Consider the following 16,988-nt stretch of genomic DNA (forward strand, 5'->3'; position numbering starts at 1 on the left):
CTGTTCATTGTTTGTATTTTCATTTTTATTCTTTCATTTGTTTGTCATTCCACTCTTTTCCATATCCTGCCCCATCGGTAACCGCTGAAAGGTCCTGTTCCCTTTTCTTTGGAGAACCAGATGATAGATGCCTTGCCTATGATGTGGTCTTCGGGGACGAAACCGAAAAGACGGGAGTCCGAAAGATTGATGGTATTGTTGGCACTTACCCAGTAGTAGTCTTTGGTAAAATGGCAGTGTTGCACGGGTTTGCCTTCCACATAAAGGGTGTCGTTTTTGATTTCGGCTTGTTTCTTTTCGTGAAGTACCAGGGTATTTCGCAACAAAGTCTTGTTCCACGGATATACGCGCACGGCTTTGCCTTTGCTGGGGATTATCAGAGGTTTCAGCATCTCCATAGAATCTTCCTTGACAATAGGTTCTATCCAGCACTTTCCGTTCATGGCTTGTTCCAGCAAGTAGTGTTCATAACGGCTGAAACTGCGTATATTCTTTGTTGAATCCTGCCCCAATAGTTTGTTGGGAGCGATGGAAAGGATGGACAGTAATGAATCCAGCTGCCGTTCCCGTTGCCTGGGATAGGAATAAAGGAACTTCTGGTCGGGTGCATTCTTCTCGGAAGGAATCACAGAAAAGAGTGAATCTATCAACAAGGTATCTCCGGGAGTACCGATGCAACGGCTGATAAAGACCTCCCGCCGGTCAATCGTAGGTTCTGAAAGATTGGCAGGATTGTTGAATACTAGAATATCCTCTTTAGGTACGGGACTGTCTGCCCAACGATGATACCCCCATAACTTCATGAAAGGTAGTCGCAGGCCATAGCTCCACTTGTCCACAAGAATACGCTCACCTTGGTACAGTGAATTTTCCATGCCGGAAGAGGGGATAAGATAGGAAGTTGCCACACAACCCCGAAGCAGTACCACGACGAGTGCCACTCCAACTATTGTAATTGCTATCTTCCATCCTTTTTTCATTTAATGCCGTCCACCCACTTGAATATCCGGTTCCAGCGTATCTTACCGTCAAACCAGCCTCGGTCTTTGTCCAGTGACAACCATACTACGATAGGCTTTCCTACGACATGGTCTTCCGGCACAAAGCCCCAGTAACGGGAGTCGGCGGACTTGTCGCGGTTGTCGCCCATCATCCAGTAGTAGTCCATATTGAAGGTATAGGAGTCGGTCTTTTCACCGTTGATGTAGATGCCGTCTTCCTTGACTTCCAGTTTGTTGCCTTCATAGGCAACGATGCAGCGTTCGTAGATGGGCAGGTTATCCTCGGTCAGCTTGATGGTGGCACCTTTGGCGGGAATCCAGATTGGACCGTAGTTATTGCGGTCCCATTTGGTGTAAAGGTTCAGCGGATACATCTGTCCCGAGAACTCTCCCGGTTCGATGATAATATTACTGATGAGTTTCTTGTTGCCCGAAAGGGTCTCGTACATCTTTTTGGTAAGCGGAAGATGATAGACCGGCGCCAGTCTTCCTTGGGCATCCCGGCGGTCCAGTCCCATCTCAATCAGATTCTCTTCCCAGCCCAGACCGTCGGTCATCAGTGTCTGGTCCTCTTTGCTGATGCCCAGTTCACGGAACATATCATCGGTGATATAAGGACCTGTAGTCTGTACAAAGTAGTTGAACTGCATTTCTGCAGGGTTCTCGATGGCCTTGCCGTCGATGTATACCTGTCCTTTCTTGATTTGCAACGTATCGCCGGGCAGGCCTACGCAACGTTTTACATAGTTTTCACGACGGTCAACGGGGCGTATGACAATGTCACCGTACATTCTCGGATTGGAACGGATGAGGTTACGTCCGGCATTGTAGTACAAATCATAGACGGTACGTTGCTGCTTGCGTGTCAGGCTGTCCATATTCACCTTGTTGGGATACGCGCGTTTTCCTTCTTCGTAAGCAAGGGTATAGAAGTCTGTCTGCTGGAAGTTGGTGGCTACCGTGTCGCCTGCCGGGAAGTTGAACACCACAATGTCGTTCAGTTTCACTTTGCCGAAGCCCGGTACACGTTTGTATTCCCATTGGGGCCATTCGATGTACGACTTGGTGTTGAATACCGGTAGTGTATGTTGTGCCAGCGGCATGGAAAGCGGCGTATTCGGTACGCGCGGGCCATAGCTCATCTTGCTGACATAAAGGAAATCGCCTACCAACAAGGATTTCTCCAGTGAGGAAGACGGTATCTGATAATTCTGGAACACATAGATATTTACGAAGTAGACGGCTACCAGCGCAAATACGATGGCATCCACCCAACTCATGATGCTGCGTACGGCAGGATTCTCCGATTTCTTCCAGAACCCCCAGGGTATCTTCTTACTGATGTAGATGTCAAAAATGAAGGGTAGTACAATCAGTCCCAGCCAGCTTTTTACCCAAACCAGAAAGGCAAGGTAGAGCAGGGTGACTATACTGAATTTAATCCATTGGGTGCGTGTTGCTTTTCTCATGATGTTTTAGTCTTTTAAAAATGGAAACAAGTCACTCATTCCCAAAGCACCTTCGTGCTTGGCGGTATATTCGGCAGCAAGGACAGCTCCCAAGGCAAATCCCCTGCGATTCTTGGCATCGTGGGTGATAGTGATGCTGTCGGCTTCGGAGTCGTAGCGGATGCTGTGGATGCCCGGTACTTCTCCTTCGCGGATAGAACTTATGGGTAGCTCATTGGCTGCACATTCCGTAGAGCCCGAAACGGTTCCGTCGGGAGCCTGGAAAGTTCCTTCTATCCATTTGTCCTTACGGTCGAGATTCTCCAGAATACCTTCGGCAAGCGTGATGGCCGTTCCGCTCGGAGCGTCCATCTTGTGGATGTGGTGCGTTTCGCTCATTGTCACATCATAGGCAGGGAATTGGTTCATTATCTTTGCGAGGTACTTGTTGACGGCAGAGAATATGCTTACTCCCAGACTGAAGTTGGACGACCAGAACAGTGTCTTGCCGCCTTCGGTACAAAGTCTCTTCACTTCGTCTCCATGTTCCGCCATCCAGCCCGTACTGCCGGATACCAGTTTGACCCCGGCGCGGAATGCCTTCATATAGTTATTGTATGCAACCATGGGGTTGGTGAACTCTATGGCAACGTCGGCGCTCTTGAAGGCTGCCGATTCAAAGTCTTCCTGATTGTCGACATCGATGATGCTTACAATTTCGTGTCCGCGGCCAAGGGCTATTTTCTCGATTTCCTTGCCCATTTTTCCGTAGCCGATTAATGCGATTTTCATTGTTTCTATCTGTTTTTATTTAGTTTATCAACAAACTATAGGTCGCAAAGATAATCTTTTTCTTACATTTGTGCTCAACATTAACGTCTTGTTAACATGGAACAACTACTGCATTATGTTTGGAAGCACAAAATATTTCCTTTGTCATTGCTCCAGACAACCTCCGGCCGGCCGGTAGAAGTGATAGATCCCGGTTTGCCGAACATGAATGCAGGCCCCGATTTTTTTAATGCCAAACTGAAAATAGACGGTACGCTCTGGGTGGGCAACGTCGAAGTGCATACGCAGGCATCAGACTGGCTGCTCCATAGGCACGACCGTGACAAGGCGTATGATACCGTCATCCTGCACGTGGTGGGCGAATCGAATTGTGATGTGTACCGCACGAACGGTGAGCTGGTTCCCCAGATGGTGCTCACTTGCCCCGACACTGTCCGCTTGCGCTATGAAGAGCTTCGGCAGACAGAGATTTATCCTCCCTGCTATTCCATCCTTGCCTCCCTTCCAAAGCTGACCGTCCATTCCTGGCTGTCCGCTTTGCAGGTAGAGCGTTTTGAGCAGAAAGCATGCGTCATATCCCAGCGGCTCGAACGCTGCAATCATCATTGGGAAGATGTTTTCTTCATTACTCTTGCTCGTAACTTCGGCTTCGGGCTGAATGGGGATGCTTTCGAGGCATGGGCAAACCGCCTTCCATTCCGCGCCGTAGACAAGCATCGGGACAGTCTGTTTCAAGTGGAGGCTTTCTTCCTGGGGCAGGCAGGCCTGCTGGAGGAGGTCTCGGCAGAGGCAGATGATTATTATTTGATACTTCAGAAAGAGTTCCGCTACCTGCAACACAAGTTCGAGCTGCCAGCTCCCATGTCTGTTGAGCAGTGGCGGTTTCTGCGTCTTCGTCCCGATAACTTTCCACATGTACGCCTCGCCCAGCTTGCCTGTCTGTATCACAAGGAGCAGTCGCTCTTCTCGCGTGTTATGGAGGCTGAAACGCTGGAGGCGGTGAAGAAGATACTGGCTGCCAAGACTTCCGCGTATTGGGAGGAGCACTTCAATTTCAGAAAGGTTTCACCCCGGAGGGAAAAGCGGGTAGGGGACGGTGCCTTGAATCTGATTGCCATCAATACGGTCATCCCGTTTCTTTATGCTTATGGCCTGCACAAGGCCGATGACGTTTTGTGTGACCGTGCCACCCGTTTCCTTGAATCCTTGAAGGCCGAAAACAATCACGTAACCCGACTTTGGGATGGTGCCGGTTTGCCGGTATCTACCGCTGCCGATTCGCAGGCTCTGCTTCAACTTCAAAAGGAATATTGTGACAAGAAAGACTGCTTGCGTTGCCGGTTTGGTTACGAGTATCTGAAACATAGATGATAATAATTATCGCCCCATAGCCTTAGCATTTTATTACTTTTATATTATCTTTGCGCATTGAAAAATAATCCGAGTATATGAAGGCTATCCGCTTTGTTTTTTGTCTGTTTGCGGCACTCATGCTGACGACTCTCAATGGTCTGGCTGCCGAAGAGGAGGATTTCAAGACATTTCTTCAGAAATTCACGTCCAGTGCTTCATTCCAGTATTCCCGAATCAAGTTTCCTTTGAAGTCTCCCATCGCCCTCTTGAAGGATGACGGTGAGACGGAACAGACTTTTCCCTTCACCCGCGAGAAGTGGGCATTGCTAGACGAAGAAACGCTGAAGGAAGGACGTACTACCGAAGAGGAGGGAGGTACCTATATTTCTCACTTCACTGTCAATGAGCCTGCCCATAAAGAGTTCGAAGCAGGCTATGATGAATCAGAACCTTCCCTTCGTGTGGTCTTTGAACTGACAGACGGCAAGTGGTATGTCACCGACTGCTATAACGACTGGTACAACTTCGATCTCCCTATCAATGAACTGGAAGAAACTATTCAGGCGGTACAAGAGGAAAACAAGGCTTTCGAAGAACTTCATCCCTGATGAAGTGGGGGCAGAAATCCGCCTCAATCATTATTTTATCCTTCTTCTGTACGATTTATGCCCCTCTTTTTCCAAAAAGAGGGGTTTCTTTGTACCGTACTAATACATTGAAATATGCGGTTACAACTTCTTTTGATGCAACTTCTCTTATGTGTCCTCCCCGGTATGGAGATGGGCGCTTCCTGCCGGCTTACCGCCTGGGTCGTGGAGGATTCTTCCGGAAAAGTGGAAATTACATGTATCGGCGATACGATGGATATTGTATCTCCGGACGGGCTGTCCCTTTGGTATAAGGAACGGTTGACGGGAAACTATGAGATTACCTACCGGGTACAAGTGGTGGTTGAGAATGGTAGCTACGACCGTCTCAGCGACTTGAATTGTTTTTGGGGGGCCGATGACCCCCGGCATCCGGATGACTTCTTTGCCCGCAGTGCATGGCGCAACGGCGAGTTCAAGAATTACAATACGCTGGACCTTTACTATGTGGGCTACGGCGGTAATGATAATGGAACTACGCGTTTCCGTGAATACCATGGAGAGTATTATGGAGTGGACGATGCAAAGATTAAACCCATCTTGAAAGAGTATACCGATGCCGCCCACCTTTTGAAGCCCAACCATTGGTATGAAGTTAAAATCCGTGTGGAGAATGGAGCCACCACTTATGCCATGGATGGTGAAGAGCTTTTCAGCTTACCGGTTGCCGATGGCAAAGGAGACGGCTATTTCGCCTTACGGTTGTGGCAGAACCACGTACGTTTTGCAGATTTCCAAGTAGCAAATATCGATAACCTTAAATAAACAGACATGATGCAATTCAGTAAATGGAAAATAGGAGCGGTAGCGCTCGTTTGCATGTTGCTGCCGGGCAGTGTACATGCACAAATCGTGAAGAATGAGCGCTTGCTTTCTTTTGAGGAGAAGCAGGTTCCGGCGTTTGTCACTACGGCAGCTGGTTCGCAGTTGGGCATTAGCGACGAACATTATAGGGATGGCGACCACAGTTTGAGCTGGACTTTCGAGCCGGGTGCCGCACTGTCTATCAAAAAAGACTTGAAGTTTGAGAAGAAAGACCCGACGGGGAAAGACACCTATCTTTCGGCTTTCATCGTATGGGTGTACAATGAGCAGGCCCAGGACAAGCAGATTCGGTTCGAGTTCCTGAAGGATGGCAAGGTATGCACCTCTTTTCCTTTTGGCATCAACTTCACCGGTTGGCGCGGAGCATGGGTATGTTATGAACGCGATATGCAAGGCACCCCGGAAGAAGGGATGGACGAAATCCGCATTGTAGCCCCCGACGTGAAAGGGAAACTCTTTTTCGACCATCTGATTACTGCCAGCAAGGTAGATGCCCGCCAGCAGACTGCCGACTTGCAGGTACCGTTTGTAAATAAGGGAACCACCAACCACTGGCTGGTTATCTACGAACACTCCTTGTGGAAACCGGACATCCCTCTAACAGACGTGACCAAGGCGCAGAAGCAGGATATACGGGTTATGGAGAAGCGTTTCCGCGGCATGCTCTACACACCTTCCGCGCTTTCGGACAAGGAGATGCAGTCCATCCGTGAGAAGTATGATTTTTATCGGATTACCTACAAGAACGGCAAGGTAGCAGGACGTCCTATCTATTTCGTACGTCACTCCGAGGCATACGAACGTATGGTACCCGATTGGGACAAAGATATGTTCTCCAGACTGGGGATAGAGATAAGCGACTATTTCAACCTGATGAAACGCGTCGCCATCGCCTACAACAATGCGGAGGATGCGGCGCTGAAACACGAGTTGAAGCAGAAATTCATCGCCATGTACGATAACGCCACCGACCAGGGTATTGCCTACGGCAGTTGCTGGGGGAATATCCACCATTACGGATATAGTATGCGCGGTCTGTTTGTGGCTTATTTCTTGATGAAGGACGTGTTGCGTGAGGCAGGTAAGCTGGAAGAGGCGGTACGTACGCTCAACTGGTATGCCATCACCAATGAGGTATATCCCGAACCTGCCGTCAACGGTATTGATATAGATACGTTCAACACCAAGTTGCAAGGCCGCATAGCCAGCATTCTGATTATGGAGGATACACCGGAGAAACTGCAATACCTGCGTTCCTTCTCCCGTTGGCTGGACAATGGCTGCCTTCCTGCGCCGGGATTGGCCGGTTCTTTCAAGCCGGACGGTGCTTGCTTCCATCATTGCAACAATTATCCTGCCTATGCAGTGGGCGGTCTGGACGGTGCCACTAATATGATTTACTTGCTGAGTGGTACCGAGTTCCGTCTGTCCGAGCAGGCACACGAGACGGTGAAGAAAGTGCTTCTCACCATGCGTTTCTATTGCAATCTGAAGCAATGGTCTCTCTCCATGTCCGGACGCCATCCCAACGGGGGAGGAAGCCTGATACCTATCCAATATGCCACGATGGCCATTGCCGGTACGCCGGATGGCAAGCAGAAGTATGACCCCGAAATGGCTGCTGCCTATCTGCGCCTGGTTGCCTATACAGAAGCTCCGGACAAGAATGCGCCCGACTATCTGCCGAAGGCTTCTACCTGCCACGAATTGGAGATGAAGAAGTTGCTCGAAGCCCAAGGCTTCCGTCCGGAACCCGACCCGCAAGGCAATCTGGCTTTGGGTTACGGTTGTGTATCCGTACAGCGTCGCAGCAACTGGGCTGCCGTAGTACGCGGACATTCCCGTTACCTCTGGGCTGCCGAGCACTATCTCCCCGCCAACTTCTATGGCCGTTATCTGGCACATGGCAGCATGCAGATTCTTACCGGAAAACCCGATGAAATGGTTACTTTTGCCACCAGTGGCTGGCAGGAGGCCGGTTTCGACTGGAATCGTATTCCGGGTGTCACGAGCATTCATTTGCCTTTCGACCAGCTGCGTGCCCGGGTATTGAATGTCGATACCTTCTCCGGCATGGAGGAGATGCTCTATTCCGACGAAGCTTTTGCCGGCGGTTTGTCCCAAGCACATCTGAACGGTAACTTCGGTATGGTGCTGCATGAACATGATAAGTATAACGGTTCTCACCGTGCCCGCAAGTCGTTCCATTTCTTCGACGGCACCATTGTATGCCTCGGTACGGACATCGAAAACCTAAATACCGAATATCCAACGGAAACCACCGTGTTCCAGCTTGCCGCCACCACTCCCGAAACCCGCCGGTACTGGGAGTCCTATCAGAGTGATGGACAGACTTATATAGACCCCAACGGCGTAGGTTATTACATTTCCAAAGCTTCCCGTCCTACTGCCCGATATGAGAAGAACTTCCCGCAAGTGACCGTAGGCGAGCGTAGCACCAAGCCTACTTCCGGCGACTGGGTGTCCTTGACATTGCAACATGGCAAAGCCCCGAAAGGCGCTTCCTACGAATATGCAGTGCTGCCCCACACGGATGCCGCCGCTTTGAAGGCATTCGCCAAGAAACCCACTTACAAGATTCTCCGGCAAGACCGCAACGCCCACATTGTGCGTTCTCCGGCAGACGGTCTTACTTCTTACGTCTTGTTTGAGACTCCGCAGGCTCTGCCCGACGGTGGATTGTTGCAGAAAGCCGATACATCGTGCCTTGTCATGATACGCGAATATAAGGACAAGCTTCTGCTGACTGTTTCCCAGCCCGACTTGGCCTTGTATCGTGGTCCGAGTGACGAGGCTTTCGATAAAGACGGAAAACGTATTGAGCGCAGTATCTATTCACGCCCGTGGACTGACAATGAGAGTCAGGAGATTCCCGTAACCGTTACTTTGAAGGGACAGTGGAAGGTTGCCGAGACGCCCTATTGCAAGGTGTTGTCGGCAGACAAGAATCAGACTGTGCTGCGCTTTACTTGCCGGGATGCTGCAAGCTTAGAGGTAGAGCTAAAGAGGTAGGGAGAGTATAGGTTAGACATTGATACTGAATACCCACAACACCCGGATGTTTTACCCCATAACATCCGGGTGTTGTGCTATAAAACATGGGGATGTTTTGGGGTAATACATCCCCATGTTTTGGGTGAATACATCCGGGTGTTGTGGGTATTCGGTATAGGAGTCTTAGCCTTTCTCTCCTATAGAGAAAGATACTGGAAACGGTTGTTTAATATGTTCCGAGCAGATTGCTTACTGCTGACTGATAGTTTGCCAGTTTGCTGGTCTTATGAATGGTCTTTCTCGCTTTGCGGTCTCCGTCCGGCAATAGGTACTCCCAGAAACTTTTCATTTTCATTAATAGCTGTGCCTCACCGCCTTGCAGTAGCTCTTGATAGGCGTTGAAGACCTCGGTGTGTAGTTGTCCCACTTTTTTCGCCATTTCATCGGGAGAAATCGGGGTTCCTTGCTTGTATTCCAGCGCCAGGGCAGGATTGGCGAGTAGCCCGCGGCCGATGACGATACCTGCCAATCGGGGGAACCGTGTGGTGATAGAACGGATATCATTCGCGGTATGCAGGTCTCCGTTGTAGAACAGAGGGTGGGTGCACTCTTTGTAGAAAGCTTCAAATCCCTCCAGGTCTACCTCTCCTTTGTATTGCTGCTTGCCCAGACGCGGGTGCAGGATGATGTGTGCGAGGGGGAGTTCGTTGAACAGCGGTAGCAGGGCAAGACACTCCTCTGCCTGCTCCCAGCCCAGACGCAGCTTCACGGAGAAACGGATGTCGGGATGTCGGTCGATGGCTTCGGAGAGCAGCGCCTTCACTTCTTCGGGATAGGGCAGCATGCCGCAGCCATTGTGGCGCCGGGCCAGCATCGGAAAAGGACAACCCAGATTGATGTCCGCTTCCTGGTATCCTTTTTCGATGAAAAGGGACATTATGTGCTCCAGCTTGTCCGCATCCGGAGCAATGAGCTGGGGGATGAGGTGCAGGTCCGGGTTGTTGTCCGGCTCAATGTCACGGGCATCTTTCCGCCGGATTTCTCCGTGCTCCATGCGTACGAAAGGAGAGTAATAGGTCTCTATGCCGCCGAATATGCGTGCATGCGCCCGCCGGTAGACGGCATCGGTGTAGCCTTGCAGCGGGGCGAAGTGGATGGGTAATATGTTCTCGTTCATGGCTGCAAAGATACACATTTTTACTTCCGATCTTTGATGGGAATCACCATATTCCAAGAACGGGATGCATTTTCGAATCCTCCGGGCCCGTCCATCGTGGCAAAGAAGATGTAGGCAGGCTTTCCGTCCTCGAAGAGGATGAAGGGGCGTTCCAGTTGTCCTTGCTTCTCCACGCTGCCGTCTTCCCACTCCACAGTGAGCGAGTAGGCTTTCGGGTCTTTGTCCACCGTCCATTGGATGCCGTCTTTGGAATGTGCCATGACGCCTCCGCCCCGTTCGCCGGTAAACTTGGCTACATGGTCTTTGAAGATGGCATGATAGCCGTCTGCATCTTTCCAGAGGAAAGGGTCTTCCGCTTCGCCCTGACCGTCTACTTCAAAGATGGGACAGTCATTGTTCAGCACTCGATAAGGGCCTTCTATGGTAGGAGCATAAGCCATTCCGAGGCTCATGGCCGAGTGCAGGTAACCGTTCGTGTAATGTCGCCCCTTGAATATCATCATCACCGAACCGTCTTCTTGAATGATAGGCGAGGGATTTGAGGTCAGAAAACTGTAGAAAGTATTGGGCTTGGTCTTCAAGATGGGCTCGTCCAAGCGTTTCCACGGACCGTAGGGCGAGTCGGCAACGGCCAGTCCCACGCGTTTGTTGGCGCGGGCAACGGTACACCAGGGGCTTTTCAGGGTGAGTTGTTCGTAAGTAGGGTCGGCAAAGGGGTGGGTGGAACCCATATAGATAAGGTAGTATTTCCCGTTCTGCCTCAAAATGCGTGGATTGTGTGTGGAGCGTCCGTCCCAGTATTGCGCACCACGGGCAGGGAGGGCCACTTCGCTGAACCGATAAGGTCCCTGCGGTATCTCGGATACGGCATGTACAATCTCCGAGGCTACCATCCATCCCGGATGGAACGGCAAGCTCTTGGGAAAGCGGGAAACGAACATATGGTACTTGCCGTCATCTCCTTTCACTACCGAACTTCCCCAGGCCCAATAGCCTTCGCACTCGAAAGCTGGTGTACGTGGAGCTTTGTCCAAGTGATGAAACAGTGGGTTTTCCGACTTCTGTTTCAGTTCTACCAGATTGTCCAGCTTCTGGGCAGAAGACGTTATAGCTATGAAAGCGGCAAAGAGAAAAAGCAGATGATGTCTTTTCATGGGGAATGTTGTTAATAAGGTTATTATGATGAAACAAAGATAGCCAATCTTTTTATGCCTGCTGCCGCACTCAGCCAGTTCCGTACGAAAACTGCATCTGTTTTGTATGATTGCCGTCATTTCTTCCCTCTGCCTTTCATTATATTTGCTGAAAATATAATCGGACATTATACAATAACCAATACGATTCTAATATGCAGAGAAACCTTATTCTGACCATTCTCGGCCTTTGCTTGGTCGCACCTGCTTTTCCGCAGGAGAAGGAAACACAGTTTGCTTTCAATAATTATCACCGTTACTACAACGAAGCCCGGCAGCGGGGAGATGCAGAGAAGGAGAAGTCCATCGAGGCTTTCCGCGCTTCCTTTGCGCAGCATCCTTACCGTTATCATTCCCTGGACACCCGGTTGAGTGCGCAGGAGTGCCTGGCACAACTCACTGCCGACGGTATCTTTTCTGGTTTAAGGGAGCAGGAAGAGCAATTCCGCAAAGAGAATGCCTTTCAGAAGCCTTACTCCAACCCGCAGGCCGAAATAGGCTTGTTCGTGGCGGATGCCTTCAACCGTATCTGGAAAGTAGCGGATGCCTATCGTAAAGGTGAACTGACAGAAGAGCAGGCCTTGTCCGGTAAAGTGCTGAAGGCAATCTTGCATTACGGCGGTATCGAGGCAGGACGCCCCAATGACGGTCCCCGTTTCCATGCATCTTGCTTTGCCATACCTACGGCAGCGGTCAATACTTATTTCTGCTATCTGAAACAGATGGATGATGCGGAAGGCGGGAAAGGCGGCACATTGCTGCAAGAGGCATGTGATATGTTGAAAACCATTGCCTTACAAGCCTGGACCCAACCTCTCCGCCACGACGAAACCGATGGGAATGTAGTTTCCATTTCCCGTTTCCGCAACCATGTGTGGTGGGTGGGCGGCAATGCATTGGCCTATCGTTCCCTATTGCCCGTGGCCGCCATGTACCGTTCCATTCCTATGATAGACTTGCTGGCGGAAGTTTGCCAGCGCGGTATCAGTATGACCTCCCAAACTACGTATTCCGATGCTTTTTGGACTGAGGGATTCACTGCCGACGGGGCAGGTTGGGGACATGGAAAGCAATGCCTGATTTGGGGCTATCCCATTGACGGGACTTCCAATGCACTTAAAATGCTGAATATGCTGAAAGGCTCTCCCTGGGCCAAGAATCTGGGCCGGGATAATGTGCAGGCACTTCTTAATTTCCTGCGTGGTGGTGCCTGGTATTATTATAAGGGATATCGCCTTCCTTGCCTGGACCGTGGCTCGTATGTATATAATCCCACAGAGCTTTCCATCCCTTATGCCGGAATGCTGGATAACCTTATCGGCAACTGGATGGACTCTTTCACCCCCGAAGAGCAGCGGGAACTGTTGCAATTGCAGCAAGAGGTGAAGAAGAATCGCATCATGATGGAGGAGTATGCTCCGGGCATCTATTCCGGTACCCGTTGGTTCTTCAACAACGACGACTTGATAAAGAAGACCCCCGACTATCATATCACGATTAATATGGCCTCTGTCCGTTGTGACGGACTGGAGAGTGCCGCCAGTTTTGCTGATGCCTACAATTTCTATCCGACGGATGGAATGACGTTGTTCCAGCGCAGCGGCGATGAGTATTTCCGGATTATGGGCGGTTGGGATGTCACCGCTTCCCCGGGTGTGACTGCACGCGAAGGCATGGACAAGCTGGTTCCCGTAGAGAATTGGCGTGGTTATTGCAGCAGGAGTAATTTTGCTGCCGGTGCTACGGATGGCGGGAGTAATGCCGTTGCAGGATATATCTTCGAAAAGATGAACGCTTCTGCGAAAGAGGGTGTGAACGACAAGGGGAACAGTGAGGGCTTGAACGAGGTTCTTTATGGCTTCAAGGCATATAAGTCTTATTTCATTCTGGGAGATTACATGGTAGCTTTAGGTGCGGGCGTAACCAATAAGCGTCCTGAACTGGATGGGGAGATTCGTACCACCATCGACCAGACGGCTTGGACGGATGAAGTTTTCTCGATGAAAAGGGGAAAAATGGAGCTTGTCGCTTCCGGTACTCACTCGCTTTTGTCGGCAGATGGTACTCCCCTCTGGCTGGTGCAGAAAGGTAAGTTTGCCTATCGGATACTTCCTGAGTATACCCGTGAAGCATTTGTTACTTGCGAGACTCGTCCCACAGATTGGGTGAAGCGGAACAAGGTGAATGAAAAGAAACAAGGCTTGCCCTCAGAAGCCAGAATCCTCCGTCTGTGGGCAAATCATGGACAGCGTCCGGTTGATGATACCTATGGCTATGTGGTTTATGCAGGCCGGCAGATGCCGTCGGATGAACTGCCGTTCCGGGTATTGCAGAACGATACCCTGGTGCAGGCGGTCTGCTCTATGGATGGAAAGGTGGTGGAAGCTGTCTTGTATCCCGGCAATAAAGGTTTGCAGGCAGAAGGTTTGTCTCTTTCCGCTTCTGCCCCGTGTGCGGTGCTGATAAGGGAAGAAGCAGGGGAGATTGTGGTTTCTGTCACCGATGCTTGCATGAATGCGGCTCTGAAAGGGATTCGGATTGTTCTCAATGGAAGGGAAATCAAAGTACCTATGCCGCAGGGGATGCTTTGTGGAAAACCGGCGGTAATACGTGTGGATAGAATGACAAATCAATGATATAGATTATGAAAAAGATTTTTTTATTAATTATTTTCTGGGCTTGCATCGGTGTACTGCAAGCACAAGAACACTTTTCTGCTGCCAGTTTTTATCCGGTGCCCAATTCCGGCCGCGAGGTATTGGACTTTAATCCCGGATGGCGTTTTCATCGGGGGGATATTCCTTTAAAAGCTGATCCTTTGCAACTGGATGACAGCAAGTGGGAGCTGGTAAACCTACCGCATACCGTACAGCTGGTTCCTTCCGAGGCGAGCGGTTCTCGCAATTATCAGGGGCCGGCCTGGTATTCCAAGCGTTTCACTGTCGATACTCGGTATCAAGGTAAGCGGTTGTCCCTCTATTTTGAGGCGGTTATGGGTAAAAGCAGCTTTTATATCAATGGTTACAAGGTAAGGGAGCACTTCGGTGGTTTTCTCCCGGTGAGTATAGATTTGACTGCTGTTGGTGTGCGTCCAGGTGATGAGGTAACCGTTGCCGTATGTGCTGATAACAGTGATGACCCTTCTTTCCCGCCGGGGCGCAAACAGTATACGATGGATTTTTGTGTATTTGGTGGCATCTACCGTGATTGTTATCTTATCTGTACCGGTGACGTGCATGTAAGCGATGCCAATGAGGCTGGCCAGGTGGCTGGGGGAGGCGTGTTTGTCAGCTATGAGGATGTGTCGGACCAAAAGGCTCGGGTGAATGTCAAGACTCATATCGTCAATGATAGAGAGAGTGGTTGCCGGGTGGTAGTGGAGTCAACCCTGCTGGATGCTGTTGGCAAGCAGGTGGCCAGTACAAGGAAAAGTCTCAGCTTGTCTGCCGGAAGTGATGGACACGTCATGCAGCAGCTCACTGTCAGAAATCCGTCTTTGTGGCATCCCGATACTCCGAATCTGTATCGGCTCCGCACCTCTGTCTATCTTAACGGCAAGCTGTGCGACGCTGTTGTTTCCCGTATCGGTATCCGAAGCATTGAGTTTCGCGGTGCCGACGGTCTCTATATCAACGGTAAGCCGTTCGGAGACAAGCTGATGGGGGTAAACCGCCATCAGGACTATGCTTATATCGGGAATGCCGTACCCAACAACCTGCATTGGCTGGACGTGAAGAAAATGCGTGATGCTGGTTTCCGGATTATACGCTCGGCACACTATCCCCAAGACCCTGCATTTATGGATGCCTGCGATGAACTGGGCATGTTCATTATTGTAGCCACTCCCGGCTGGCAGTACTGGAATCCGGAACCGGTGTTTGAAGAACGTATCCTTTCCGACATCCGTAATATGGTCCGTCGAGACCGTAATCATCCGTCTGTCCTTCTGTGGGAACCGGTACTTAATGAGACGGCTTTTCCGGAGTCTTTCGCACAGAATGCCTATCGGGCTACTCATGAAGAGTATCCGGCTCCGGGTTGCTATGCTGCCATTGATGACAAGAGCAAAGGAGCAATGGGATATGATGTAGTTTATACAGCCCCCAAGAACGAGGCGTTTTACCGGAATGCAGGCAAATCCTGCTTTACCCGGGAGTATGGTGACTGTGTGGATGACTGGAATTCCCACAATTCTTACAGCCGTGTGGCACGTGAATGGGGTGAAGAGCCACAGATTCGCCAGGCCCAGCACTATGCCCGCAAGGATTATGGCGGCTCTCTTACGGTTGATCAGTTCTACAAATCTCCTCGGGGGCATATAGGAGGTGCCTTGTGGCATTCGTTTGACCACCAGCGTGGTTATCATCCTGACCCTTTCTGGGGAGGACTGATGGATATGTTCCGTCAGCCAAAGTATTCCTATTACATGATGATGAGCCAGCGTGATCCGCACCTGCACTTGGAGCAGGCTGATAGTGGGCCGATGGTGTATATAGCTAATGCCATGACTCCTTTTTCCCCCGAGGATATAGTGGTTTATACCAACTGTGATAGTGTACGTGTCATTGTGAACGAAAAAGACACCCTTGTGCAAGTGCCGTTGCTGGAGGAGAAGGGGATTCGTCATCCTCCCGTTGTTTTTAAGGGTGCTTATAGCTTTGTGGATGTCCGGGCACTTCATCGGGCCGGGAAACCGGAACAATGTAGTATTGTGGCTGAGGGATTCCTGGATGGCAAGATTGTTGCTAGGACCAAGAATATGCCTTCCAAACGTAATGAACAGCTTGTACTGACTGTTGATTCTGGACTGCCCCTGCGTGCCAATGGTTCGGATATGGTCACGGTGATTGCTTCCATTACCGATAAGGATGGCTATGTAAAGCGCCTTTCTCAAGAAACCGTTATTTTTGAGGTGGAAGGAGAAGGAGAGTTGGTCGGTGGAAGAGAGGTAGAAGCCAATCCCCGTGTCAGTCGTTGGGGGACTGCACCTGCACTGATCCGTACAACAACGAAAGCAGGTACTATCAAAATAAAAGCACGTCTTTTGCATCCAGGTATACAGTTCCATCCCCAGGCAGTGATTGAAATAGCTACTTTGCCTGCGGAACGTGTAGCCTTGTATAGAGAGCTTCCGGTTCCGCAAAAGACGGAAATCTTTGGAAAAACTGAAGTCGGAGAGATTGACTTCAATGAAATAGAGCGCCTTGCCAGGGAAGAGCAGGAACGTATCAATGAAATGAAGCAGGTGGAACAGCAGCAACGCCACTTTGAAAGTACGGAAAAGAAATAGCATTTACTGGTATTTTTGTTTCTACACAAAAAAATAAAAACATCTGTCACGCTATCACGCAAAGGAGTATATATGTGATTATAAATTTATTAGGGTGTGATAGGTGTTTTTTCATACCTATCTATCACGCTCTAATGAGAGTATTGGAAATAGAGTGATATCGTTGTTTTATCTATTAGGGATAGTCTTATATTGTTAGTTTTCAGCATGAAGCTTTTAGTTTCCAGCTGGATGTCTTTTCCCTGAT

The 16,988-nt window shown here is 50.1% G+C and carries 11 protein-coding genes; 6 read left to right on the top strand and 5 right to left on the bottom strand.

Annotated elements, in window-relative coordinates:
- Positions 1–44: 44 nt before the first annotated feature.
- From lepB (DWZ03_RS08630) to dapB, 3 genes are read right to left on the bottom strand one after another with little or no spacing between them, the layout of a single operon-like run.
- Positions 45–980, bottom strand: a complete 936-nt coding sequence (gene lepB, locus DWZ03_RS08630) for a signal peptidase I (protein WP_005833856.1) — start codon at positions 978–980, stop codon at positions 45–47.
- The gene (lepB, locus tag DWZ03_RS08635) at positions 977–2,470 is read right to left on the bottom strand and encodes a signal peptidase I (RefSeq protein ID WP_120129632.1); all 1,494 of its coding nucleotides are present in this window, start codon (positions 2,468–2,470) and stop codon (positions 977–979) included. Before lepB (DWZ03_RS08635) ends, lepB (DWZ03_RS08630) begins: the two co-directional genes overlap by 4 nt.
- Before the next feature lie 6 nt (positions 2,471–2,476).
- Positions 2,477–3,241 carry a 4-hydroxy-tetrahydrodipicolinate reductase gene (dapB, locus tag DWZ03_RS08640; protein ID WP_005833852.1) on the bottom strand — a complete coding sequence of 255 codons (765 nt, stop codon included), beginning with the start codon at positions 3,239–3,241 and terminating at the stop codon, positions 2,477–2,479.
- A 96-nt stretch (positions 3,242–3,337) separates the two neighbouring features.
- Here dapB and DWZ03_RS08645 point away from each other — a divergent pair, with 96 nt between their 5' ends.
- The 4 genes from DWZ03_RS08645 (at position 3,338) to DWZ03_RS08660 (ending at position 9,099) form a co-directional block, all read left to right on the top strand.
- Positions 3,338–4,612: a DUF2851 family protein gene (locus DWZ03_RS08645; RefSeq protein ID WP_005826054.1), complete on the top strand. Its 1,275-nt coding sequence runs from the start codon at positions 3,338–3,340 to the stop codon at positions 4,610–4,612.
- A gap of 77 nt (positions 4,613–4,689) precedes the next feature.
- Complete coding sequence (locus DWZ03_RS08650; protein WP_005826053.1) at positions 4,690–5,202, top strand: hypothetical protein; 513 nt, start codon at positions 4,690–4,692, stop codon at positions 5,200–5,202.
- Between the two features lie 114 nt (positions 5,203–5,316).
- Positions 5,317–6,006, top strand: coding sequence for a DUF6250 domain-containing protein (locus DWZ03_RS08655; RefSeq protein WP_005826049.1), 690 nt, complete (start codon positions 5,317–5,319; stop codon positions 6,004–6,006).
- A gap of 6 nt (positions 6,007–6,012) precedes the next feature.
- The gene (locus tag DWZ03_RS08660; RefSeq protein WP_120129635.1) at positions 6,013–9,099 is read left to right on the top strand and encodes a chondroitinase family polysaccharide lyase; all 3,087 of its coding nucleotides are present in this window, start codon (positions 6,013–6,015) and stop codon (positions 9,097–9,099) included.
- Positions 9,100–9,307: 208 nt separating this feature from the next.
- On the opposite strand, the gene DWZ03_RS08665 is transcribed toward DWZ03_RS08660, so the two are convergent.
- Both DWZ03_RS08665 and DWZ03_RS08670 read right to left on the bottom strand, forming a co-directional pair.
- Positions 9,308–10,276 (bottom strand): tRNA-dihydrouridine synthase family protein, encoded by a 969-nt coding sequence (locus DWZ03_RS08665; protein WP_005833845.1) that lies wholly within the window; start codon positions 10,274–10,276, stop codon positions 9,308–9,310.
- Between the two features lie 2 nt (positions 10,277–10,278).
- Positions 10,279–11,412 carry a glycoside hydrolase family protein gene (locus DWZ03_RS08670; RefSeq protein ID WP_005833843.1) on the bottom strand — a complete coding sequence of 378 codons (1,134 nt, stop codon included), beginning with the start codon at positions 11,410–11,412 and terminating at the stop codon, positions 10,279–10,281.
- A 194-nt stretch (positions 11,413–11,606) separates the two neighbouring features.
- On the opposite strand from DWZ03_RS08670, the gene DWZ03_RS08675 reads away from it, so the two are divergent.
- Both DWZ03_RS08675 and DWZ03_RS08680 read left to right on the top strand, forming a co-directional pair.
- Entirely contained in the window at positions 11,607–14,087 is a 2,481-nt protein-coding gene (locus DWZ03_RS08675; RefSeq protein WP_120129637.1) for a polysaccharide lyase family 8 super-sandwich domain-containing protein, read from the top strand.
- Between the two features lie 8 nt (positions 14,088–14,095).
- Complete coding sequence (locus DWZ03_RS08680) at positions 14,096–16,741, top strand: glycoside hydrolase family 2 TIM barrel-domain containing protein (protein ID WP_120129640.1); 2,646 nt, start codon at positions 14,096–14,098, stop codon at positions 16,739–16,741.
- Positions 16,742–16,988: the final 247 nt, after the last annotated feature.

Source organism: Bacteroides sp. AF29-11, from assembly GCF_003602895.1.
GTDB classification, from domain to species: Bacteria; Bacteroidota; Bacteroidia; order Bacteroidales; family Bacteroidaceae; genus Bacteroides; species Bacteroides uniformis.